Genomic DNA, 21,562 nt, shown 5'->3' on the forward strand with positions numbered 1-21,562 from the left:
CGCCCGCGTCCGGATGTCTCTGAAGCGAGGTGAGGCCATGGCCTACCGCATGGCGGTCGGAAATCAGAACTGGGCCTTCGCCGATCTCAAGGAGGTGATGGCGAAAGCCACGCCCCTGCGCTCCGGCGACATGCTCGCCGGGATCGCCGCCGGCTCGGCGGAGGAATGCGTGGCGGCGAAGCTCTGCCTCGCCGAGGTGCCGCTCAAGGCCTTCCTCACCGAGACCTTCGTTCCCTATGAGAGCGACGAGGTCACGCGATTGATCCTGGACTGCCACGATGCCCAGGCCTTCGCGCCGGTCGCGCATATGACCGTCGGCGATTTCCGCGACTTCCTGCTCTCCGAGAGCGCCGATACCCGGATGCTGGCGGCGCTGGCGAAAGGCATCACGCCGGAGATGGCCGCCGCCGTCTCCAAGCTGATGCGCAATCAGGATCTCATCCTGGCGGCGAGCAAGTGCCGGGTGGTCACGCGGTTCCGCAACACGATCGGCTTGCCCCGCAGGCTTTCCGTCCGCCTGCAGCCCAACCACCCGACCGATGACCGGCGCGGCATCGCGGCTTCCGTCGTCGACGGGCTGATGTATGGCTGCGGCGACGCGGTCATCGGCGTCAACCCGGCCTCGGATTCGGTGGAGGTCATGGCCGATCTGGCGCGGCTCTTCGAGGAGATCATCGGGAAGCTGGAGATACCGACCCAATCCTGCATCCTGACCCATGTGACGACGACGATCGGCCTGATCGAGAAGGGCCTGCCGATCGACCTCGTCTTCCAGTCGATCGCGGGAACCGAAGCGGCCAACCGCTCCTTCGGCGTCGATCTGGCGGTCTTGGCCGAAGGGCGCGAGGCTGCCCTCGCGCTGAAGCGCGGCACGCTCGGCGACAACGTCATGTATTTCGAGACGGGGCAGGGCTCGGCGCTCTCGGCCGGGGCGCATCACGGCGTCGACCAGCAGACGCTGGAAGCGCGGGCCTATGCGGTGGCGCGCGCCTTCTCCCCGCTCCTGGTCAATACCGTCGTCGGCTTCATCGGCCCGGAATATCTCTATGACGGCAAGCAGATCATCAGGGCCGGGCTCGAGGACCATTTCTGCGGCAAGCTGCTCGGCCTGCCGATGGGCTGCGACATCTGCTACACCAACCATGCCGAAGCCGATCAGGACGACATGGACACGCTCCTGACCCTGCTGGCGACATCGGGGATCAACTTCGTCATGGGCGTGCCGGGTGCCGACGACGTGATGCTGAACTACCAGTCGACCTCCTTCCACGACCAGCTCTACGTCCGGGAGCTGCTGGGGCTCGGCCGCGCCCCGGAGTTCGAGGCCTGGCTGCAGCAGGTCGGGATCACCGACGCGACCGGCCGGCTGCGTGCCGAGCCAGGGGCGCTGCCGCTGCTCTCCCGCTCGATCGGTCTGGCGGCATGAGCGAGCGCGACCGTGGCGAGATGGAGCGTGGAAAGAAGGCCGATGCCCTGTGGTCGCGGCTCGCCGAGCTGACCCCGGCGCGGGTCGCGCTCGGCCGCGTCGGCGCGAGCCTGCCGACACGCGAGGTTCTGCGCTTCCAGATGGCCCATGCGGCGGCGCGCGACGCGGTCCATATCGCCCTCGATATCGACGCCCTCGAAGCCGAGGTGAAGGCGCTCGGAAGCTCCTGCCTGCGGGTCAGGTCGGATGCGACGCAGCGCGATCTCTATCTGCGGCGTCCCGATCTCGGACGCCGGCTGGATCAGGACAGCGCGACACGGCTCGACGGCGCGGCAGAGCATGGCTGCGATCTGGTCATCGTCATCGGGGACGGCCTGTCTTCGCGCGCCGTGGCCGGCAACGCGCCGCCTCTTCTCGCGCATCTTTTCGCCTATTGCGCGCATCTGGGGCTGAGCGTCGCGCCGGTCGTGCTGGCGGAAGGCGCCCGTGTCGCACTTGGAGACGAGGTCGGCGAGCGGCTGGCGGCACGCATGAGCCTCGTCCTGATCGGGGAGCGTCCCGGCCTTTCCGCGCCGGACAGCCTGGGCGCCTATCTCACCTTGTCGCCGCGGCGGGGCTTGAGCGACGCCAGCCGGAACTGCGTGTCCAATATCCGTCCGGGCGGCCTCGACAGCGAAGCGGCGGCCTACAAGATCGCCTGGCTGATGAAGCGCGCCTTCGCGCTGAACGTCACCGGCACGCGCCTCAAGGATGAAAGCGACCGGGAACCGGAGCCGGAGATCGTTCGGCTGTCGGTACGACCGACGAGCGCATGATCCAGCGTCTCGCAGGCGTGCGGGAAGGCCGGAGCGCCTCGAGCGACGATGCGATGGCGAGGGGTGCGGCGGGTACCTGCGTCACATCGATTGTTGCTAAGTCGCACTGCAGCATTTAAGCGGCCTGAATGGCCCCAAAGACGTTGGTCATCTTTGATTTCGATGGAACCCTCGCGAGCAGCGTGGAGTGGTTCTATGGCGTCCTCAACGAGGTCGCTCAGCGCTATCGCTTTCGGCAAACGACGGAAGAGGAGCGCGAGCAGCTCCGGCGGCAGACGCCGTTGCAGATTCTGGAGACGCTCGGCGTTCCAAAATGGAAACTGCCGATCATCGCAAGGCATATGCGCAGCCTGGCCTCCGAGAATCTGGATCAGATCGAGCTCTATGCCTGGGTCGGTGGCCTCCTGGCCTTGTTGAAGGGGCAGGGGCTGCATCTGGCGATCGTCACCTCCAATAGCGAAGAGAATGTCCGCGCCCTGCTCGGCCGATCGGCCGCATTGATCGATGTCTATGAGAGCGGGGCGTCGCTTTTCGGCAAGTCGGCGAAATTCAAGCGCGTGCTGAAGCAGCTGAAGCTGATGCCGGTGCAGGCGATATCCGTCGGCGACGAGGTTCGCGATGTCGAGGCGGCCCGGCGCGCCGGCATCGACTGCATCGCGGTCGGGTGGGGCCTTTCCCATCCCGACGCGCTCCTGGCCGCGAAGGCGGGCGCTCTCGCGACAACGCCCGAGGAGCTGACGGCACTTCTGCTCGCCCGCTAGAGCATTTTCGAGCGAAGTGGGCACCGGTTCGCGTGAAGAAAATGCGATAGAGCATCTCTGCGATTCGGAGAAACGCGGAAATGCTCTAGATCGCCGCGTCTCCTGTCGGGCGCGATAACCTGCCGGGCGGCTCGAGCCGGGACGTCGCCCGCCGCATCAGGTCGAGAAGGTGAAGTGCTGCTGGCGTGAGCGGCAGGTCGGCCCGGCGCACGGCCACGAGCGCCGGAGCCGTCAGCGTCTCGGCGATCTTGATCGTGGTCAGGGCCTGTCCGGTCATCTCGAAATCCTGCCATTGGCCCGGCACCATCGCGAGCAGGTCGGTGTTGGCGAGACAGGTCAGCAAGGTCAGGGCGGACTGGCTGCGCACGGCCAGATGCGGCGCCGGCAGGTCGTGGCGCGCGAAGAACGCGTTGATCTCGGCGCTGTCGTCTGCCGTGATCGATGTCGTCACCCAATCCTGCCCGACGAGATCGCGCAGCGACGTCGCGCCCGCCAGCGGATGCCCGGTCCGGCAGAGCACGACGCGCCGGTTCTGGAACAGCACTTCGAGGCTGAGCTCGGGGACAGACTGCGCCCCACCCTCCGGGCCGATGTAGAAATCGACGGAGCCGTCCCGCAGCCTTGTTTCGAGCGTGGGATAGAAGCCTTCGATGATATGCAGCTTGATGTTCGGATAGCGCTGGCGGAAGGGCCGCAGGCTCGACGGCAGCAGCGCCAGATGCGCGGCGATCGAAAGCCCGACCGTCACGGTGCCGGTGCCCGCCCCGCGCAACTGCTCCATCTCCTCGCGCGTGCGCCGGATCTCCGACAGGATCGAACGCGCACGCGTGATGAAGGCCTGGCCGAAAGGGGTGGCGACGACACCACGGGCGCGGCGTTCGAACAAGGGCGCGCCCAACTCGCGTTCGAGCAGCGCGAGGCTGCGCGTTAGTGCCGGCTGCGCCACGCGCAGATGGCGCGATGCCGCCCGGACGCTGCCGCGCTCGGCGATCGCGACGACCTCCTCGAAATGATGAAGCTTCATCCTCGCGTCTCCCTCGCGAAGAGCCTCAAGCGATATCAGATGAGTATCGCTCCGGCATTCTTGTCATCTGTTCAGGTATATCTCCCTCCGCTAGCTCTGTTCCACCGAAAACGCAGGCGCCGCGCCCTCCGGGGAAGAATGGCACCGCAGGAGGAACGCATGGACATCATCAAGCCCGCCTTCCATCACGTCACCTTCAAGACCAGCCGGCTCGCCGAAATGGTCGCTTGGTATGGCCGAGTCGTCGGCGCCACGCCGAATTTCCAGGATGCGAACAATGCCTGGACCACCAATGACGCGGCCAATCACCGCGTCGCCTTCCTGTCGGCGCCCGGGCTCGGCGACGACCCCGACAAGCGCAGCCATAACGGCATGCATCACAGCGCCTTCGAATATGAGAGTTTCGACGATTTGATGTCGTCCTATGCCCGGCTGCGCGACGAGGGCATCCTGCCGGCCTTCAGCCTCGATCACGGCATGACGATCTCGATCTACTATCGCGATCCCGAGGGCAATTTCGTCGAGCTGCAATGCGATACCTACGGCGACTGGAAGCGGTCCAGCGAGTGGATGCGGACCTCGACGGACTTCAAGGCCAATCCGATCGGCACCTTCTTCGACCCCGAGCGCGTCTACCAGGCCCATAGGGCGGGTTCGGGCTTCGATGCGCTACATGCCGGCATGCGCAAGGGCGACTACGAGCCGGCGGGCGCGCCGCCCGATCTCGGGCTGCCGGTCTGACGGCGGGCGGAGGTTCGTCCGCGATGACGCTGTCGTTGAACCCAGAGGATCGTGCGGCGATCGAGGATCTGATCCAGCGCCATGCCTGGCTGATCGACCATGGCGAGGCGGATCGCATCGGCGCGCTCTTCACGGAGGATGCCGGGCTCTATGGCGTCGGCCCGGACAAGCTCGGGCGTGCCGCCATCGCGACATGGGGTGCGGAACGTGCCGCAATGCGCGAGCGCCGCTCCCGCCATGTCCAGAGCAACATCCTGATCGAGCCGGTCTCGTCCGATGCGGCGCACGGCTGCGTCGTGCTGACGCTCTATCGCCATGACGGGCCGGGGCCGGGTGCGGCCGCGCCGTTCCTGATCTGCGAATACGCCGACCGCTATCGCAAGGAGCCGGACGGGGCCTGGCGCTTCGCCGAGCGACGCCTCGCCGTGCTTTTCGGCGAAGCCTGACACCGATCGCTTCCGCTCCGGCCGCAGTGGCGACCGATGCCTTTTACCCCATTGGAAGGAGAGCCTTCATGCGTCTCGCCACCATTCTTCGCGACGGCAAGGCCCGGCTCGCGGCTTATCGCGGCCAGGATCTCATCGATCTCTCGGAAGCCGGTTCCGGCCTGCCGGAGACCATGCTCGCTTTCGTCGAGGGCGGGGAGGTGGCGCGGGCGGCCATCGCCGCCGCGCTCGACAAGGCGCCTTCATCGGCGCTGCTCGACCCGGAGCGGACGACCTTCCTGCCGGTGCTGCCCCGCCCCGGCAAGATCATCTGCGTCGGCCTGAACTATGCCGACCATTCGGCCGAGAGCGGCTTCAAGCAGCCGGATTATCCGACGCTGTTCGGCCGCTTCTCGACGACGCTGATCGGCCACCGCGCACCGATGATCCGCCCGAACCTCTCCGATCAGCTCGATTACGAGGGCGAGATCGCGGCGGTGATCGGCCGGCGCGCCAAGCATGTTCCCAAGGCCCGTGCGCTCGACCATGTCGCCGGCTACGCCGTTTTCAACGAAGGCTCGGTGCGCGAATACCAGTTCAAGGCGCCGCAATGGACCGTCGGCAAGAACTTCGACGGAACCGGCGCCTTCGGACCGGCCCTGGTCACGGCCGATGAATTGCCGCCGGGCGCCAGGGGATTGAAGCTCGAGACCCGGCTCAACGGCCAGACCGTCCAGAGCGCCTCGACCGACAGCATGGTCTTCGACGTGGCGAGCCTGATTGCGATCATCAGCGAGGCGATCACGCTGGAGCCGGGCGACGTCATCGTCACCGGGACGCCGGCCGGCGTCGGCGTGGCGCGCAAGCCGCCGCTCTTCATGAAGCCGGGCGATGTCTGCGAGGTCGAGGTCGAGGGCATCGGCCTGCTGGTCAACCCCATTGCCCAGGAAGAAGCCGTGCGGAGCGCCGCCTGAACGGGCGGGCGGTGCGGCGCAGGACAGAAGGAGCGCGCGGTGAAAGACAGCGGTTGGGATGTCGACGTGCTGATTGCTGGCGCCGGCCCGGTGGGGCTGGCCGCCGCCATCGAGCTCGGCCGCCGCGGCATCCGTTGCCTCGTGGTCGAGCGCAACGACCGCGTCGGCTATGCGCCGCGCGCCAAGACGACGAATGTCCGCACGCGCGAGCATCTGCGTCGCTGGGGCATCGCGGACAGGCTGCGCGAGGTCTCGCCGATCCCGCGCGACTATCCCTCGAACGTCGTCTTCGCCACGCGGATGACCGGCCCCGGGCTCGCGCGCTTCGAGAATGCGTTGAACGGCAGCCCGGCGCGCAACGACCTCTATTCGGAATCGGCGCAATGGGTGCCGCAATATGTGCTGGAAGAAGTCCTGCGTGAGCATGCCGCCTCGCTGCCCGGCGTGACGATCAGCTTCAGCACCGAACTGACCGCCTTCGAGCAGGACGGCAGCGGCGTCACGGGTGAGCTGAAGGATCTCGTGACCGGGGCGGTCCGCCGCGTCAGGAGTTCCTACCTGATCGGTGCCGATGGCGCGCGCAGCCTGGTCCGCGACGCGATCGGCGCGGTGATGACCGGCGACCGGGCCTATTCGCGCAACTACAACATCATCTTCCGCGCGCCCGACCTCGCCCGCCGCCACGCGCATGGCGAGGCGATCATGTACTGGATGGTCAATGAGGAATTGCCCTCGCTGCTCGGCCCGATGGACGGCGAGGGCTTGTGGTTCTTCATGGTCACCAAGCTCGCCAACGATGTCGATCCGGCGAGCGTCGACCCGGTCGCGCTGATCAGGCAAGGCACGGGCCTCCATGACCTCGCAATCGAGATCGTCGGCAAGGATCCCTGGGTGGCGCACAAGCTCGTCGCCGATCGCTACGACAAGGGCCGCGTCTTCCTGGCGGGCGATGCCTGCCATCTGCATCCGCCCTTCGGCGGCTTCGGGATGAATATGGGCATCGGCGATGCCGTTGATCTCGGCTGGAAGCTCGCGGCCACGCTCCAGGGCTGGGGCGGGCCGGAACTGCTGGCGAGCTACGAGGCCGAGCGGCGCAAGGTGCATGAGCGCACCATCGCGGAAGCGGTGATCAATTACGGCGTGCTCAGCAACCAGCTCGTCCGGCCGGGGCTGGAGGATCCGGGGCCACTCGGCGAGGCGACGCGCCGCGAGGTCGGCGAGATCATCGAGGCGACCAAGCTGCGCGAATTCCGGACGCTCGGCATCGTGCTGGGCTCGCGCTACGAGGATTCGCCGATCATCGTTTCCGATGGCAGCGAGCCGCCACCGGAGCATTTCATGCTCTATGTGCCCTCGGCCCATCCCGGCTGCCTTGCCCCGCATCTCTGGCTGGCCGACGACTCGTCGCTCTATGACCATTTCGGAGATGGGTTCACGCTGCTGGTCACGGCGGGCGAGGCCGGGCAGGCGGCGGATTTCTCTGCCAGGGCCGCGGCTCTGGACATCCCGCTGACGGTTCTCGCTCCGGCCGACCGGCGTCTGCCGGCGCGTTATGGCGCGCGTTTCGCCCTGATCCGGCCCGACCAGCACGTCGCCTGGCGCGGCGACGCCCTGCCGGCCGATGCGGCGGGGCTGCTCGCCCATGTCACCGGCACCATCGAAAAGGGAGCCGTCACGCCGGTATCCGCGACGGCAGCCTGAAGACCCAACGATAAAACAACCGGGGAGGAAACGATGATACGAGGAGTGGTGGGCGCCCTGCTGGGTGCGCTGTTCAGCCTGTCCTTGTCGGTGGCGGCATTCGCGCAAACCATCGAGCTCAAGGTCTCGCATTACCTGCCGCCGAACCATCAGCTTCACAAGAAACTGGAGGAATGGGGCGAGGAACTCGCCAAGCGCTCGAACGGTCGGCTCAAGCTGACCATCTTCCCGGCGGCGCAGATGGGGCCGATGCCGCGGCAATACGACCTCGCCCGCACCGGCGTCGCCGATATCGCCTTCTTCCTGCATGGCGCGCTGCCTGGCCGCTTCCCGCTGACCGAGATCACCCAGCTCCCTTATGTCTTCAATCGGGGTGAGGGCGCTGCCTCGAAGGCGATCAGCACGGCAGAGGCATCCGCGATCGTGACGGGGATGGCCGACGATCTCGCCGCCGAGCACGAGGGCACCAAGCTGCTCTATTTCATCGCGACGCCGACAGTGAGCCTGTTCTTCAACAAGGGCGCGGTGCGCGATCCCGCAGGCGTGCGCGGCCTGCGCATCCGGCACAACGGGCCGATCGCCTCGGCGATCATCGAGGCCTGGGGCGGTAGCCCCGCCGCCGTCGCGCCGGCCGAACTCTCGGACGCGCTCGCCAAGGGCACGATCGCGGGGATGCTGTTCAACTACGAGGCCGCCAAATCCTTCCAGATGGCCGAGAGCATCAAGTCGGTGACGCCGGTCAAGGCTTCCGCCGGCACTTTCGCGCTGGTCATGAACGCCGAACGCTACAAATCGCTGCCGGAGGACCTGCGCAAGCTCATCGACGAGACCACCGGCCCGGAAGCCGCCCGCAAGATCGGCGCGCTCTATGACGCGGCGGAGGATGAGGGCGAGGCTTATTTGCGTGCGGCCAAGGTCGATATCCTCGACCTGACGCCGGCCGAGCGCGCCGCCTTCGAGGAGAAGACCAAGCCGCTGGCCGCGACCTTCCTGGCCAAGGCCGAAGCGAAGAACCCGAAGGCGCGCGGCTTCTACGAGCGGCTGCGCGCCGCCGTGGGGAGGGCGCAGTGAACGGTCGCGCGGGTTCGCGGCTCGATCCCGCCCGCCTTCTCACCCTTTGCGGCGCGATAGCCCTCGCCGTGATGCTGTTCTGGACGATGTTCGACATCGGCGGGCGCCTCGCCTTCAACCGGCCGATCCACGGCACGCTCGATCTCGTCGAGGTCACGCTGGTGCTCGTCGCCTTTCTCGCGCTGCCGGAGTGCTTCCGGCGCGACGAACTGATCAAGGTCGATCTCTTCGACACGATGGTGAGCCCGCGCACGCTCGGGCGCATGACCCTGATCGGGGAGATCGCGACCTTGGCCTTCCTCGGCCTGCTGGCTGCCACGCTGTGGCAGCCGCTCGCGGATGCCTATCGTTTCGGCGATCAGAAGCCCGATCTGCCGGTTCCGATCTGGACCTTGCTGCTGACGATCGAGTTGGCCCTCGTCGTGTCCATGCTCGTCGTCCTGCGCCGGATCGGGGCGCAGATCAGGGCCGCCCTGCAGCCGCCGGGCGCCGAGACGCAGGCCCCAACCCTCCACCGCCACGAGGAGGCTACCCCATGAGCGCGACCTCGATCGGCCTGATCGGCATGGCGACGCTCGTCGGCATGATCCTCGCCCGCATCCCCGTCGCGGTCGCGCTCGGCCTCGTCGGCTTCGTCGGCTATGCCGCGATCGACGGTTTCGCCAAGGCGCGGCTCGTCTTCGGCGCGGTGCCGCTCGAACTCTCCTCGGCCTATGCGCTCTCGGTGCTGCCGCTGTTCACGCTGATGGGCGCGCTCGCGACCATGGCCGGGCTTTCGGGCGATCTCTTCCGCGCCAGCAATGCCGTCTTCGCCGGCATGCGCGGTTCGCTCGCCATGGCGGCGGTCGGTGCCTCGGCGGCGTTCGGCGCGGTCTGCGGCTCTTCGCTGGCGACGGCGGCGACGATGAGCCGGATCTCGATCCCGCAGATGCTGAAAGCGGGCTATTCGCCTGCGCTCGCCGCGGGCGTGGTCGCCGCCGGCGGGACGCTCGGCATCCTGATCCCGCCATCGCTGATCCTGATGATCTACGGCATCATCGCGCAGCTCTCGATCATCAAGCTGTTCGCCGCAGCGCTCATTCCCGGCCTCGTTCTGACCGCGCTGTACCTCGCCACCGTCGCGATCTGGGTCAGGCTCAGGCCCGAGGCGGCACCGCGCCTGCCGACGGACGGGCGGGCCCAGTCCTTACGCCTGGTTCTCTCGATCTGGGACGTCGTGCTGCTGTTCGCGGTCACCTTCGGCGGCATCTATCTGGGCTGGTTCAGCCCGACCGAGGCCGCCGCCGTCGGCGCTTTCGGTGCGCTCCTGCTCGGGCTGCTGCGGCGTGGCTTCAAGCCCGGCGATGTCGGCACGGCCTTCACAGAGACGACGCGGATCACCGCCAATCTCGTCCTGATCGTGCTGGGCTCGACGATCTTTTCCTACTTCGTCGTCCAGACCGGCATGGCCCAATCCGTGGTCCGGGGCATCAATGCCCTCGGCCTGCCGCCGCTGGCGGTCATGCTGCTGCTCGTCGCCTTCTACGTCTTCCTCGGCTGCTTCCTCGAAGGGATCGGCATGGTGCTGGTGACGGTGCCGGTGCTGCTGCCGCTCGTGCTGTCGACGGGCTACGATCCGATCTGGTTCGGCGTCCTGCTGGTCATCGTCGTCGAAATCGGGCTCATCCACCCGCCGGTCGGGATGAACCTCTTCGTCATCCGCACGCAGGCGCCGGAGATCGGCCTGGGCGCGATGTATCGCGGGGTCCTGCCGTTCCTGGTCGCGCCTTTCGTGCTGATCGCGCTGCTGCTCGCCTGGCCCGAGCTTGCGCTCTGGCTGCCGCGCCATCTCGGGGGGCTGTGACGTTCGCGCCTCAGCGCAGACGGCTTGTCAGCATCGCGCGGGGCGTCGAGGTCAACCGCCTCCCGCCCTCGGCCTCGACGACGACGGTCTCGCTGAAGCCCAGGCCGGCGGCGGAGACATACATGTGGAAGACCATGCCCTCCTCCAGCCGCCAGCGGGCATTGGGCAGGAAGACGCGCGAAAAGTCGCTGGTCCGGGGCGTGCGGCCGTAGAGGCCCAGCGTGTAACCGGTGACGTTGTCATAGGCCGGGCGCAGGCCCTCGGCGAGCACGGCCTCGCGCAGGACCGCATCGACCTCGCAGGCGAGGGTGCCGGGCCGCATCGCCGCGAACTGCCTGTCCTGCAAGGCGACGAGGCGCTCGGCGAGGGGCGAGAGCCCGCGCCGGTCGGCACCGATCAGCACCGGCCGCATCAGCCTCGCGCCGTAATTGCGGCGCTTCGGGATCAATTCGACATGCAGGATATCGCCATCCGCCAGCGGATCGGCGGTCATGACGCCGTGCAGGAATTCATGATCGCCGACGCCCGGCAGGATCGGCCCCGTCTCGCCGGTATCGGCGCCGTTCTCCAGAAAGGAGGCCGCTGCGATCGCCGCCGCCGCGCGTGGCGAAAGCCCGGGTCGGGCCTGCGCGGCGATGGCGGCCATCGCCTTGTCGGCAATGCCGGCGGCTTCCGCGATCAGGGCGATCTCGGCCGGCGACTTCACCGCTCGGAGCAGGTCGCTCGCCCGCGGCAGATCGATGAAGCGCACATCCGGCAACAGCGCCGCGAAGCGGTCCCGCGCCGCGGCCGTGAAACCATAGGAGGCGTGGTCGGCGCCGATGCGGGCCTTCGCGAAGCCGCGACGGCGGAGCTCCTCGACCATCACGGCCTGCGGCTCGGCCGTGTCCGGAAAGCCGACGACATCGGAAAACCAGCAGGCGTCGCGGCAAGGGCCGGCATCGAGCTCGCGCAGCACGAACCAGGGCTCGCCCTGGCGGGGCAGGAAGGCGGCGCGATACATCGTCTCCGAGACGGTGTAGCCGGTCAGCCATGCCAGGAACTCGGCATGGTCGACCAGCAGAAGCTCCGCGCCGGCCTCCGCCATCGCCGCGCGGGCCTTGGCCACCCGCGCGACGAATTCCTCGCGCGGGAAGAGCGGGCTCACGCGACTTCGCAGATGTCGAGGATGGTCAGCATGTAGATGCGGACCATGTCGAGGAAATCACGGATCTCGACGCGTTCGTCGGGCATGGTGTTGTAGCGCCCGCCCGGCCCGCAGACGATGCCCTCCATGCCGGCCTCGGCATAGAGATGGCCGGCATCGGTGCCGAAGAAGCCCGGCGGCTTGATCGCGCCCGTCGGCTGCTTCTCGCCGCGCACCGCCTCATAGGCTGCGTTGACGGTCCTGACGATGCGGGCGTCCTTGGCGACCTCGAAGGCCGGCATCGACTGGTGCCCTTCCTTCTTCTCGATGCGGATCGACGTCTTCAGCCCCGGAAAGCGCTGTTCCAGCGCGATAAGCTCGCGCTGCATGTCGCCGAGCGCACCTTCTTGCGTCTGGCCAGGCGCATAGCGGCCGGAGCCCTTGAGCTTGCAATAATCCGCCACCTGCGGCGCGCGCCACTCATGCAGCTCCTTGCCGAGCGCGCCATGGACGACGCCGACATGGACGCGATTGATCGATTCATGCTCGGGCGAGGGCGCGCCGGAGAAGGTCATGGCGTTGAGGCGCGGGATCAGGTCGCAGGCGGCCATGATCGCGTCGACCGCCTGTTCGCGCTTGGAGAGGTGGCGGGTATTGCCGGTGAGCTCGATCACGAAGGAGAAGGCGCAGGCATGCATGGTCACGGCCTGCACGTCGGTCGGCTCGCTGTTGACGAAATAGTCCGCGCGGATGCCGTTGCGGATCGCCGCGACGGTGCCGACGCCGCCCTGCAATTCGCCGACGACATAGGTCAGGATCACGTCGCCCTTCAGCTTCACCCCGGCATCGAGCAGCGTCTTGACCGCGCAATAGGAGGCGGCATCGCCGGCCTTCATGTTGGAGACGCCGATGCCGTAGATGAACTCATCGTCGACGAGGCCGCCCCAGGGATCGACGGTCCAGCCCTCGGTTGCCGGGTTGGTGTCGAGATGGCCGTTGAACAGCAGGCTCTTGCCCCCGCCCGTGCCCTTCCAGCGGCCAATGGCATTGGCGCGGCGCCCCTCGTCGAAGGGCTGCTCTTCCGCCTCGATGCCCATCGCCTGCATCTGGCCGACGACGTGGCGGACCAGCGCCTTCTCGCCCTCGGTCTCCGAATAGCTCTTGTGCTTGGCCCAGTCCGAGAGCAGCGCGAGGCAGGCCTTCTCGTCGAGCGAATGGATCAGGTCGCGCGGGTTCATGGATGTGGCCTCTGATGTCAGGCAGCAGCCGTGGCCGGGGCAGGCACGGCTTCGAGCAGGGATTGGGTGTAGGGATGGAGGGGCCCGGTCGAGAGCGTCGCGATATCGATGAGATCGACGAGGTCGCCGCGATACATCACCGCGATCCGATGGGCGATCTGGCGCACCAGATTGAGATCATGAGTGATGAAGAGATAGGCCGTGCCGAAGCGCTTCTGCAGGTCGACCAGCAATTCGACCACGGAAGCCTGCACGGAGACGTCGAGCGCCGAGGTGATCTCGTCGCAGATCACGAGCTTCGGCTTCGAGGCGAAGGCCCGCGCGATCGCGACGCGCTGCTTCTCGCCGCCGGAGAGCTGGTGCGGGTAGCGCTCGGCGTAAGCTGCCGGCAGCCGGACCTGCTCCAGCAATTCGCCGATCCTCGCGGCATCCCGCCTCGCCCCCGGCTCGCCATAGAGCGCGAGCGGCCGCGACAGGATCTCGCGGATGCGCTGGCGCGGATTGAGCGAGGAATCCGGGTGCTGGAAGATGATCTGGACGTCGCGGCGATAGCTCCGGTCCATGTCGGAGAGGCCGGTGATACGGCGGCCGGCGAAGCGGATCTCTCCCTCGAAACGGTTCAAGCCCGTCATCGCCTTGGCGAGCGTCGACTTGCCCGAGCCGGACTCCCCGACGATGCCGAGGATCTCGCCAGGCATCACCGAGAGGCTGACCTCGCGATTGCCGGTAAACTGCGTATTCGTCCGGCCGAGCAGGCTGCCGAGGAAGGGCTTGCGGCCATAGAGCACGCTGACCTTCTCGACTTCGACCAGCGGCTTGCCGGCTTCAGGAGCCTGCGTCTCGACCAGCCGATGGTCCGGCCGCGGCACGGCGGCGAGCAGCTTCTTCGTATAGGCGTCCTGCGGCCGGGCGAAGACCTCACTGAGCGCGCCCTGCTCGACGATCCTGCCGCGATGGATCACCGCGACCTTGGTGGCGATCTGCGAGACCAGCGCGAGGTCGTGCGAGATGTAGAGCGAGGCGACGCCGGTCTCGGCCTGCAATTCCTTGAACAGGTCGAGGATCTGCCGGGCGGTGATGACGTCGAGCGCGGTCGTCGGCTCGTCGAAAATGATGCATTCCGGCTGGCAGGCGAAGGCGGTGGCGATGACGACGCGCTGCTTCTCGCCGCCGGAAGCCTCATGCGGATAGCGCCGCATCATCTGCCTGGGCACCTTCAGCCCGACATGGGCGAGGCGCTCCTCGCCCTCGGCCCAGGCCTGCTTCCGCGTCAGGCCGCGATGGCGCACCAGCACTTCAGCCAGTTGCTCGCCGAGCGGCAGTGTCGGGTTGAGCGAGGTGCTCGGGTCCTGGAAGACCATGCCGATGCGCTTGCCGCGGATCGCATCGATCTCGGTCTCGGAAGCCTTGAGCAGGTCTTGGCCCGTCAGGGCGATGCTGCCCGCCTCGCGCGCGCTCTGCGGCAGATAGCGCATGATCGCCCAGGCGAGCGAGGTCTTGCCGGAGCCGGATTCGCCGACGAGGCCGAGCACCTCGCCCTTGGCGACCGACAGGGAGACATCGTCGAGGGCGCGGGTGAAGCCGGCCGGCGTCGCGTAGTCGAGGCCGTAGCCGGCGATGTCGAGGATCGCACCCATCGCTCAGCTCCTCGGGTTCAGCGCGTCGCGCAGCCCGTCGCCGAGCAGGTTGAAGCCGATCGCGACCAGCGCGACGGCAAGGCTCGGCCACAGGATCATCCAGGCGCTCAGATGCATGAAGCGGCGCGCCTCCGAGACCATCAGCCCCCATTCAGAAGCCGGCGGCTGCGCCCCCAGCCCGAGGAAGGAGAGCGTCGCGAACAGCATCACCGCGAAGGCGACGCGGATGGTCATCTCGACGATGATCGGCGCCACCACATTCGGCAGCATCTCGCGCCCGACGATGAAGGCCGCGCTCTCGCCGCGCGCGATGGCGGCATTGACATAGTCCTGCTTGCGCACGGAAAGCGCGACCGAACGCGTCACCCGCGCCATGCCCGGCGCGAAGGCGAGCGCGATGGCGAGCAGCGCATTGAGGCTGCTCTTGCCGAGCAGGTTCACGATCAGCAGCGCCAGCAGCAGGCTCGGGATCGACATGATCGCATCGACGGTGCGCATGATCGCCTCGTCGCTGCGCCCGCCGAGAAAGGCCGAGACGGTGCCGATGACGGCACCGACGAGCGTACCGAGCGCCGTCGCCAGAATGGCCAGGACGACGGTGGCGCGGGCGCCGTGCAGAAGCCGGCTCAGGATGTCGCGGCCGTACTGGTCGGTGCCGAGCCAGAACTGCGCGCTCGGCGGCTTGTAGCGCATCAGCGGCGCCATCTTCTCGGGGTCGTAAGGGGCGAACCACGGCCCGACGATCACGACGAGCAGGATCAGCCCGACGATGACGAGGCCGAGCGCGCCTTGCGGCGAGCGCAGCATGCGCTTGAGGATCTCAATCATACTGGATCCTCCGGTCGAGCCAGGCGTAAGCGATGTCGGCGAGGAAATTGGCGACGGCATAGGTCGTCGCCATGATCAGCGCGCCGGCCTGGATCGAGGGCAGGTCGCGCGCCTGGATCGCGACGATGAGCTGGCGCCCGATCCCCGGCAGGGCGAAGATCTCCTCGACCACGATGACGCCGCCGAGCAGGTAGCCGACATCGAGCGCGACGATGGTGATCGTCGGCAGCAGCGCGTTGCGCAAAGCATGCTTGAAAAGCACCTGCCGCTTCGAGAGGCCCTTCAGCCGGGCGGCGCGGATATAGTCGGAGTGCAGCACGTCGACGAGCTCGGAGCGCACCATGCGCGAGACATGGGCGATCAGAATCATCGACACCGTCAGCACCGGCAGGACGAGATGCTTAAGCCCGCGCAGCGGGTCTTCGGTCAGCGGCACATAGCCGGTCGCTGGCAGCCATTGCAGCCAATCGGCCAGCACCAGAACGACCAGCGTCGCCGTGACGAACTCCGGCAAGGAGACGCCGATATAGGAGAGGAAGCTGACGCCGAGATCGGCCGCGCGGCCGCGGCGCACCGCCGCGACGATGCCGAGCGGGATCGCGACCGCCAGCATCAGCACGATCGAGAACAGGGCGAGCAGCAGCGAGCGGCCGAGCGCCTCGATCATCGCCGGTGCGACCGGCTGGCCGGTGCGCATCGAGACGCCGAAATCGCCGCGCACGACCCCGCCGAGCCAGTGCAGATACTGCATCCAGATGGGGTCGTTCAGCCCCATCTTGAGACGCAGCGCCGCCAGCGCGTCCGGCGTCGCATTCTCGCCCAGCATCATGACGGCGGCATCGGCCGGCAGGATCTGGGTGATCGCGAAGACGATCAGCGACACGACGAGAAGCGTGTAGCCGATCAGCAGGATCCGCTTGAGGATATAGGCCGGCGACACGTCCGCTGCCCGTTTCCGCTCAGCCGCGCTTCGGCGCGTTGGCGCCGAGCGAGACGAAGTCGAGCCGGTAGACCGAGCCGCGCGGGTGGAGCTCATAGCCCTCCACCCAATCGCGCTGCCCCGCCAGCAGATCGAAGAAGGCCGGGATGATCGAGGGCACCTCCTCATACATCAGCTTCTGCGCCTCGGCGTAGAGCGCGCGGCGCTTGGCGTCGTCGATCGTGGTGCGGGCCTCGGAGACCAGCTTGTCGAAAGCGGCGTTGTTCCAGCGCGTCTCGTTCCAGGCGGCGTTGGAGGTGTAGAGCAGCGAGAAGATGGCGTCGGCCGTCGCCTGCATGTTGTAGAAGCCGACATAGAAGGAGCCCTTCTTCCAGACCTGGTCGAGATAGGTCGCGTGCGGCATGGTCTCGACCTTGATGTCGAAGCCGGCGGGCTTGGCCATCTCGCGCAGCGCGACGGCGAGCTGCGTGCGCTGGCCCGGCCGGTCGGAGGCGATCAGCGTCGCTTCGAGCCCCTTGGGGTAGCCGGCTTCGGCGAGCAGTGCCTTGGCCTTGGCGATATCAGCCTTCTTGGCCGGCAAATCGGCATAGAAGCGGTAGGCGGGGTTGAGCGGCGTGTCGTTGCCGGGCGAGCCGAAGCCTTCCGTCACGAAGTCGACCATCGCGGCGCGGTCGACGGTGAGCGCCAGGGCCTGGCGCACGCGGACATCGTTGAAGGGCTTCTGGTCGCAGCCGAAATTGACGTTGCAGAACTGGCCGGAGGCCAGGCGCAGCGCTTTGACGCCGGAGGCCTTCTGCAGCCGGCCGAACTCGGTCGGCGGCGTGGTGCCGAGCAGGTCGGTGTCGCCGGAGATCAGAGCGGAAGCCTCGGCGCTGACATCCGGGAAGACCAGGACCTCGATCTTGTCGAGATAGGGGCGGGCCTTGTCGTAATAGGCGTCGTTGCGGGTGACGACGACTTGCCGCTCCGGCTCGAAGGAGACGAGCTTGAACGGGCCGGTGCCGATCGCCTGGCGGTCGAGCTTTTCAAGGCCGCCCTTGATGACGGCGGCGGGAACGATCTTGGCGTTGAGATAGGCCAGCGTCACCGGCAGGTCGGCGAAGGGCGCCGAGAGCGTGAAGACGACCGTCGTCTCGTCCTTGGCGGCGACCTTCGCGACAGGCCCGATATTCTGGCGGGCGGGCGAAGCCGTCTTCGGGTCGAGGATCGCCTCGAAGGTTGCGACCACATCGGCGGCCGTGCAAGGCGAGCCGTCATGGAAGGACAGGCCCTTGCGGAGCACGAAGGTCCATTCGGTGAGATCGGCCGAATTCGTCCAGGACTCCGCGAGGTCGGGCTCCGCGCTCATATCGACCTTCAGCCGCGTCAGGCTCGAATAGAGCAATTCGGCGACGAGATATTCCGGGTTCACGCGGGTCACGAGCGGGTTCAGCTTGGAGACCGCCTGGTCGACGCTGACGCGCAGCGTGCCGCCGCGGCGCGGCGTCTGCGCGAAGGCCGGGACGCCGGACAGGGCGAGGCCGCTCAGAGCGGCGGAAGCGGCGAGGAAATCGCGACGATGGATGCTCGGCATGGAACGCTCCTTCAGCTCAGGGACGGGCTCAGATCGGGATTGATGTCGGGCCGGAAATCGGCGGCGAGGTAATTCAACACGGCCTGCGCCAGCGAGACGATGTCGCCGCTGGTGGTGTGCTCGCCCGGCGCATGGATATTGCGGGAGGGCCGGCCGAGGCCGCCGAGCAGGACTTCCCTGTGCCCGGTGGCGCGCTGGACCCAACCGAAATCGGAGGCGCTGGCAGCGCCCCAGCGGCGGAACTCCTCCGGCGCATAGCCGAAGCCGGAGCCAACCGCCGCCTGCCAGCGCGGCCAGTGCGGCCCGCCCGGATCGTCCGTCGGGGCGAGATGGCCGACGAGGGCCGTCTCGACGGTCAGGCCCGGGACGGAGGCGATGGCGCGCCTGATGGTCTCCTCGATTTCGGCCAGGGCGGCCTCGAAGGATTCTTCCGGCGCGTAGCGGCGGTTCAGCGTCATCTCGACAAGGGCGGGAACCTGGCCGCCTGAGGTGCCGCCCTTGATCGTGGCGACGTTGAGCTGTCCCGTGAGCGGCGGCTTGCCGGGCGGCGGCGGCAGAGCCGATGCGCGCGAGGCGATCCGTGCCTTCAGAGCGGCGAGTGCATTGAGCAGGGGCAGCGCTCCGTCCATCGCGTTGTGCCCGAGCCCGCGGCGGTTACCCTCGCCCGCATGAACGGCCTCGCCATGGATTCGCACCAGCAGGTTGAACAGCCCGAAGCAGCCGGCCCAGATCCGCGCCTCGGCGCTGCCGTTGAAGTTGACGATGTGGCCTTCGAGCCGGCCCTGCTCGGCGAGGTAGCGGATGCCGGGGTACAGCCCGCCTTCCTCGTCGGTGCAAAGCAGCAGCATCGGGTCGTAGGCGAGCGGGACGCTGCAGGCTTCGGCCGCCCGCAGGGCCAGCAGCACCGCGGCGACGCAGCCCTTCATGTCGGCGGCGCCGAGGCCGATCAGGCACTCGCCCTCGCGCTCCATCCGCAACGGATCGGTCTTCCAGCCGGCCGCGGCCGGCACGGTGTCGACGTGGAAATAAAGGCCGCAGACCGGCCGCCCGCTGGCGCGGCGGGCGATCAGATTGGTGCGCGGGCCGGCGGCCGGGCCGTGCGGAACCTGCCACAGCGCTTCCGGCACGGTGACGCGCTCGGTCGCGAAGCCGAGCGGCGCGACGAGCTCTTCCATCAGCCCGGCGAAGTCGTCATAGCCCAGGCCGGGCGGGAAGGAGGTGTCGACCGCGATCATCCGGCCGAGGTCCGCGATGGCACCTTCGGCATGGGCCGAAATCCAGTCGCCGGCCTGGGCCAGCGCCGACGCATCCTGCCGCGGGGAGGTGGTCCCTGACATGCCTCAGCTCCGCCACGCCGCGCTTGTCCAGCGCTGGCACGATCTGCGATGGAACCACTGAAACGCCGCAGTTGGCTGCGCCATTTGCGGATCCTCTTCTTTCATATAAACTATATAGAAATAGGACCGAACGGCATGCCTTCTGTCAATGCCAAAAAACCGACGCGTGCTGCCGCCGGAACAGGCAACGGCGCCGATGGGCCGCCGATCCTGCCCAATTTCGGTGCCGGCGAGGCCGCTCCGCTCTATGAGCGCGTCAAGAGGCACATGTCGGAGGCCATCCTCGTCGGCGAGTGGCCGCCCGGTATGGTGCTGCCCAACGAGACCGCATTGGCCCAGGGTTTCGGCATCGCTGTCGGCACGGTCCGCCGGGCGATGAGCGATCTCGTGGCGGAGGGCCTGCTCACGCGCCGCCGCAAGACCGGAACGGTCGTGACCGGGCGCACGCCGCATCACAGCCTGCGCTTCTTCTTCCAGTATTTCCGCCTGCACCGCGCCGATGGCAGCCTCGTGCGCTCGACGAGCCAGTTCCTGAGCATCGAGGCGCAGCCGGCGACGGAGGCGCAGGCCGAGGCACTGCGGATCAGGACCGGCGGCGTGCTCAAGATCCATCGCATCCGTCAGGTCGATGGCCGCCCCGTGATGCATGACAAGCTGGTGATGGCGGAGGAAAGGCTGCCCGGCTTGCCGCGCGATCCTGCCGAGCTGCCGCCGCTGCTCTATCTCCATCTGGTGGAGCGCTACGGCATCCGGATTTCCGCCGTGCGCGAGCAGATCACGGCCGATCTCGCCAGCGACGAGGATATCGCGCTGCTCCAGCTCGGCGGCAGAGAGGCGATCCTGACCATCGACGAGGTCGCCTACGACCAGGCGGGCGTGCCCACCATCCTCGGCTGGCATCGCGCCACGACGGCTGCCCATATCTATGTCAATGAGGTGCGATAGGCGCGCGGTTCTGGCCCATCTGGAACGGGCGTGCAGCGCGGACTTTGACACCAACCCAATTTGTCCGGTTTGCTGATCGGCCGGCGAGCACCGGCATCGCTTTCGGATCAAGACGATTTCGCGTGACCTCGTGCCGCCGCAGCCTGTGAACACCAGCCCATGAAGATCCGGCAGATCGAGATATTCCGCTCCGTGATGGCGGGCGGGTCGACCATCGCCGCCGCCGCGACGCTCGGCCTGTCGCAATCGGCGGTCAGCCGCCAGCTCGCGCAGCTCGAGGAGGAGCTGGGCTTCGAGCTTTTCGAGCGCAGCAAGGGGCGCCTGCTTCCCCGGCCGGAGGCCTTCGCCCTGATGGACGAGGTCGGCGAATTGACCTCTCTCGTCGCGCGATTAAAGCGCTATACCGAGGATCTGCGGGCGGGCACCGTCGGCCAGCGCTTCCTCAAGGTGGCGGTGCCGCATTCCTTCATCGCGACGCTGATGCCGGAGGTGATCGAGACCTATCTGTCGCAGCGTCGCGACGCCTCGATCGAGCTGATCGGCGGCCATTACGACGCCATCGAGCAGATGATCCTGGCGCGCGTCGCCGATATCGGCTTCGTCGGCCTGCCGCCGCGCGACAAGGGCTTCGATGCCCGCGAGATCGTGCGCTCCGAATCCGTCTGCATCATGCCGGCAGGCCATCCGCTGGCCGCCAGGGCGAGCCTGACGCCGCGCGACCTGTCCGGGCACGGCATCATCATGCTCGGCCGCCAGCGGCCGGCGCGTCTCGCCTTCGAGCGGCAATTGCGGCGCGCGGGCGTCTTTCCGATCGTGCGTATCGAGGTCCATTCGGTCGAGGCCACCTGCGGGCTGGTCGCGCGCGGGCTCGGAGTCGCCGTGGTGCCCGAGCTCATCGCCGGGCTCTATCGGCATCTGCCGATCGAGCAGCGTCCCTTCAGCCCGTGCATCCACGGCGCCTACGGCATCGTCACCCTCAAGGGCGCGCCGATGTCGCGCTCTGCCGAGGCCTTCATCGAGATCCTGAAGAGCCGGCTGGAGGCGGAGGCGACGGCATAGCCCGATGCGCTTTGCGCATACGGTTGCGCGCGTTTCCGGCGCCGCCCATGGTCGCCGGGACACGTGAACGGCGATCACGCCGCCGTGCCGGACGCCGG

Annotated in this window: 20 protein-coding genes; 12 read left to right on the forward strand and 8 right to left on the reverse strand. The window is 67.7% G+C overall.

The features are described 5' to 3' along the window. Positions 1-37: 37 nt before the first annotated feature. The 3 genes from GGC47_RS19205 (at position 38) to GGC47_RS19215 (ending at position 3,002) form a co-directional block, all read left to right on the forward strand. Positions 38-1,426 (forward strand): ethanolamine ammonia-lyase subunit EutB, encoded by a 1,389-nt coding sequence (locus GGC47_RS19205; RefSeq protein WP_142023354.1) that lies wholly within the window; start codon positions 38-40, stop codon positions 1,424-1,426. Continuing rightward, entirely contained in the window at positions 1,423-2,241 is an 819-nt protein-coding gene (eutC, locus tag GGC47_RS19210) for an ethanolamine ammonia-lyase subunit EutC (protein ID WP_142023355.1), read from the forward strand. The genes GGC47_RS19205 and eutC overlap by 4 nt, the downstream gene beginning before the upstream one ends. Before the next feature lie 128 nt (positions 2,242-2,369). Then, positions 2,370-3,002 carry an HAD-IA family hydrolase gene (locus GGC47_RS19215; RefSeq protein WP_142023356.1) on the forward strand — a complete coding sequence of 211 codons (633 nt, stop codon included), beginning with the start codon at positions 2,370-2,372 and terminating at the stop codon, positions 3,000-3,002. A gap of 85 nt (positions 3,003-3,087) precedes the next feature. Here the strand turns inward: GGC47_RS19215 and GGC47_RS19220 are convergent, their stop codons facing one another. Beyond that, entirely contained in the window at positions 3,088-4,026 is a 939-nt protein-coding gene (locus tag GGC47_RS19220; RefSeq protein ID WP_142023357.1) for a LysR substrate-binding domain-containing protein, read from the reverse strand. 159 nt (positions 4,027-4,185) lie between these two features. Here GGC47_RS19220 and GGC47_RS19225 point away from each other — a divergent pair, with 159 nt between their 5' ends. From GGC47_RS19225 to GGC47_RS19255, 7 genes are all read left to right on the forward strand, one after another. After that, a complete protein-coding gene (locus GGC47_RS19225; RefSeq protein ID WP_210245714.1) occupies positions 4,186-4,767 on the forward strand; it encodes a VOC family protein in 582 nt (193 codons plus the stop codon). A gap of 23 nt (positions 4,768-4,790) precedes the next feature. Beyond that, positions 4,791-5,213, forward strand: coding sequence for a nuclear transport factor 2 family protein (locus tag GGC47_RS19230; RefSeq protein WP_051987371.1), 423 nt, complete (start codon positions 4,791-4,793; stop codon positions 5,211-5,213). A 68-nt stretch (positions 5,214-5,281) separates the two neighbouring features. Further along, the gene (locus tag GGC47_RS19235; protein ID WP_142023359.1) at positions 5,282-6,166 is read left to right on the forward strand and encodes a fumarylacetoacetate hydrolase family protein; all 885 of its coding nucleotides are present in this window, start codon (positions 5,282-5,284) and stop codon (positions 6,164-6,166) included. Positions 6,167-6,205: 39 nt separating this feature from the next. Beyond that, positions 6,206-7,867 (forward strand): FAD-dependent monooxygenase, encoded by a 1,662-nt coding sequence (locus tag GGC47_RS19240; RefSeq protein WP_142023360.1) that lies wholly within the window; start codon positions 6,206-6,208, stop codon positions 7,865-7,867. Positions 7,868-7,900: 33 nt separating this feature from the next. Beyond that, on the forward strand, positions 7,901-8,938 hold the full coding sequence (locus GGC47_RS19245; protein ID WP_081925031.1) for a TRAP transporter substrate-binding protein: 1,038 nt from the start codon (positions 7,901-7,903) through the stop codon (positions 8,936-8,938). Beyond that, positions 8,935-9,477: a TRAP transporter small permease gene (locus GGC47_RS19250; protein ID WP_038357691.1), complete on the forward strand. Its 543-nt coding sequence runs from the start codon at positions 8,935-8,937 to the stop codon at positions 9,475-9,477. Before GGC47_RS19245 ends, GGC47_RS19250 begins: the two co-directional genes overlap by 4 nt. Continuing rightward, the gene (locus GGC47_RS19255) at positions 9,474-10,781 is read left to right on the forward strand and encodes a TRAP transporter large permease (protein WP_038357693.1); all 1,308 of its coding nucleotides are present in this window, start codon (positions 9,474-9,476) and stop codon (positions 10,779-10,781) included. Before GGC47_RS19250 ends, GGC47_RS19255 begins: the two co-directional genes overlap by 4 nt. Positions 10,782-10,791: 10 nt before the next feature. On the opposite strand, the gene GGC47_RS19260 is transcribed toward GGC47_RS19255, so the two are convergent. Genes GGC47_RS19260 through GGC47_RS19290 form a run of 7 tightly spaced genes read right to left on the reverse strand, consistent with a single transcriptional unit; the run spans position 10,792 to position 19,460 of the window. Further along, complete coding sequence (locus tag GGC47_RS19260; RefSeq protein WP_142023361.1) at positions 10,792-11,928, reverse strand: M24 family metallopeptidase; 1,137 nt, start codon at positions 11,926-11,928, stop codon at positions 10,792-10,794. Next, complete coding sequence (locus tag GGC47_RS19265; protein WP_142023362.1) at positions 11,925-13,145, reverse strand: M20 family metallopeptidase; 1,221 nt, start codon at positions 13,143-13,145, stop codon at positions 11,925-11,927. The genes GGC47_RS19260 and GGC47_RS19265 overlap by 4 nt, the downstream gene beginning before the upstream one ends. A gap of 17 nt (positions 13,146-13,162) precedes the next feature. After that, positions 13,163-14,782 carry a dipeptide ABC transporter ATP-binding protein gene (locus GGC47_RS19270; protein ID WP_142023363.1) on the reverse strand — a complete coding sequence of 540 codons (1,620 nt, stop codon included), beginning with the start codon at positions 14,780-14,782 and terminating at the stop codon, positions 13,163-13,165. Between the two features lie 3 nt (positions 14,783-14,785). After that, on the reverse strand, positions 14,786-15,610 hold the full coding sequence (locus tag GGC47_RS19275; RefSeq protein WP_038357698.1) for an ABC transporter permease: 825 nt from the start codon (positions 15,608-15,610) through the stop codon (positions 14,786-14,788). Continuing rightward, positions 15,603-16,550, reverse strand: a complete 948-nt coding sequence (locus GGC47_RS19280) for an ABC transporter permease (protein ID WP_038357702.1) — start codon at positions 16,548-16,550, stop codon at positions 15,603-15,605. The genes GGC47_RS19275 and GGC47_RS19280 overlap by 8 nt, the downstream gene beginning before the upstream one ends. Positions 16,551-16,569: 19 nt before the next feature. After that, positions 16,570-18,123 (reverse strand): ABC transporter substrate-binding protein, encoded by a 1,554-nt coding sequence (locus GGC47_RS19285; RefSeq protein ID WP_142023364.1) that lies wholly within the window; start codon positions 18,121-18,123, stop codon positions 16,570-16,572. Between the two features lie 11 nt (positions 18,124-18,134). Then, the gene (locus GGC47_RS19290; protein WP_185748072.1) at positions 18,135-19,460 is read right to left on the reverse strand and encodes a M20 family metallopeptidase; all 1,326 of its coding nucleotides are present in this window, start codon (positions 19,458-19,460) and stop codon (positions 18,135-18,137) included. 135 nt (positions 19,461-19,595) lie between these two features. Between GGC47_RS19290 and GGC47_RS19295 the strand changes: the two genes are divergently transcribed. Both GGC47_RS19295 and GGC47_RS19300 read left to right on the forward strand, forming a co-directional pair. Then, on the forward strand, positions 19,596-20,405 hold the full coding sequence (locus GGC47_RS19295; RefSeq protein ID WP_081925032.1) for a GntR family transcriptional regulator: 810 nt from the start codon (positions 19,596-19,598) through the stop codon (positions 20,403-20,405). A 159-nt stretch (positions 20,406-20,564) separates the two neighbouring features. Further along, the gene (locus GGC47_RS19300; RefSeq protein WP_038357708.1) at positions 20,565-21,464 is read left to right on the forward strand and encodes a LysR substrate-binding domain-containing protein; all 900 of its coding nucleotides are present in this window, start codon (positions 20,565-20,567) and stop codon (positions 21,462-21,464) included. The last annotated feature ends 98 nt before the right edge of the window (positions 21,465-21,562 follow it).

Origin of the sequence: Allobosea sp. OAE752 (genome assembly GCF_050433265.1) — a bacterium.
Taxonomy (GTDB): domain Bacteria; phylum Pseudomonadota; class Alphaproteobacteria; order Rhizobiales; family Beijerinckiaceae; genus Allobosea; species Allobosea spartocytisi.

What these genes read in the sequence shown, in the direction of transcription:
- GGC47_RS19205 (WP_142023354.1), top strand. Translation starts at nt 38, where the DNA reads ATGGCCTACCGCATGGCGGTCGGAAATCAGAACTGGGCCTTCGCCGAT.
- eutC (WP_142023355.1), top strand. Translation starts at nt 1,423, where the DNA reads ATGAGCGAGCGCGACCGTGGCGAGATGGAGCGTGGAAAGAAGGCCGAT.
- GGC47_RS19215 (WP_142023356.1), top strand. Translation starts at nt 2,370, where the DNA reads ATGGCCCCAAAGACGTTGGTCATCTTTGATTTCGATGGAACCCTCGCG.
- GGC47_RS19220 (WP_142023357.1), bottom strand. Translation starts at nt 4,026, where the DNA reads ATGAAGCTTCATCATTTCGAGGAGGTCGTCGCGATCGCCGAGCGCGGC.
- GGC47_RS19225 (WP_210245714.1), top strand. Translation starts at nt 4,186, where the DNA reads ATGGACATCATCAAGCCCGCCTTCCATCACGTCACCTTCAAGACCAGC.
- GGC47_RS19230 (WP_051987371.1), top strand. Translation starts at nt 4,791, where the DNA reads ATGACGCTGTCGTTGAACCCAGAGGATCGTGCGGCGATCGAGGATCTG.
- GGC47_RS19235 (WP_142023359.1), top strand. Translation starts at nt 5,282, where the DNA reads ATGCGTCTCGCCACCATTCTTCGCGACGGCAAGGCCCGGCTCGCGGCT.
- GGC47_RS19245 (WP_081925031.1), top strand. Translation starts at nt 7,901, where the DNA reads ATGATACGAGGAGTGGTGGGCGCCCTGCTGGGTGCGCTGTTCAGCCTG.
- GGC47_RS19255 (WP_038357693.1), top strand. Translation starts at nt 9,474, where the DNA reads ATGAGCGCGACCTCGATCGGCCTGATCGGCATGGCGACGCTCGTCGGC.
- GGC47_RS19265 (WP_142023362.1), bottom strand. Translation starts at nt 13,145, where the DNA reads ATGAACCCGCGCGACCTGATCCATTCGCTCGACGAGAAGGCCTGCCTC.
- GGC47_RS19270 (WP_142023363.1), bottom strand. Translation starts at nt 14,782, where the DNA reads ATGGGTGCGATCCTCGACATCGCCGGCTACGGCCTCGACTACGCGACG.
- GGC47_RS19275 (WP_038357698.1), bottom strand. Translation starts at nt 15,610, where the DNA reads ATGATTGAGATCCTCAAGCGCATGCTGCGCTCGCCGCAAGGCGCGCTC.
- GGC47_RS19285 (WP_142023364.1), bottom strand. Translation starts at nt 18,123, where the DNA reads ATGCCGAGCATCCATCGTCGCGATTTCCTCGCCGCTTCCGCCGCTCTG.
- GGC47_RS19290 (WP_185748072.1), bottom strand. Translation starts at nt 19,460, where the DNA reads ATGTCAGGGACCACCTCCCCGCGGCAGGATGCGTCGGCGCTGGCCCAG.
- GGC47_RS19295 (WP_081925032.1), top strand. Translation starts at nt 19,596, where the DNA reads ATGCCTTCTGTCAATGCCAAAAAACCGACGCGTGCTGCCGCCGGAACA.
- GGC47_RS19300 (WP_038357708.1), top strand. Translation starts at nt 20,565, where the DNA reads ATGAAGATCCGGCAGATCGAGATATTCCGCTCCGTGATGGCGGGCGGG.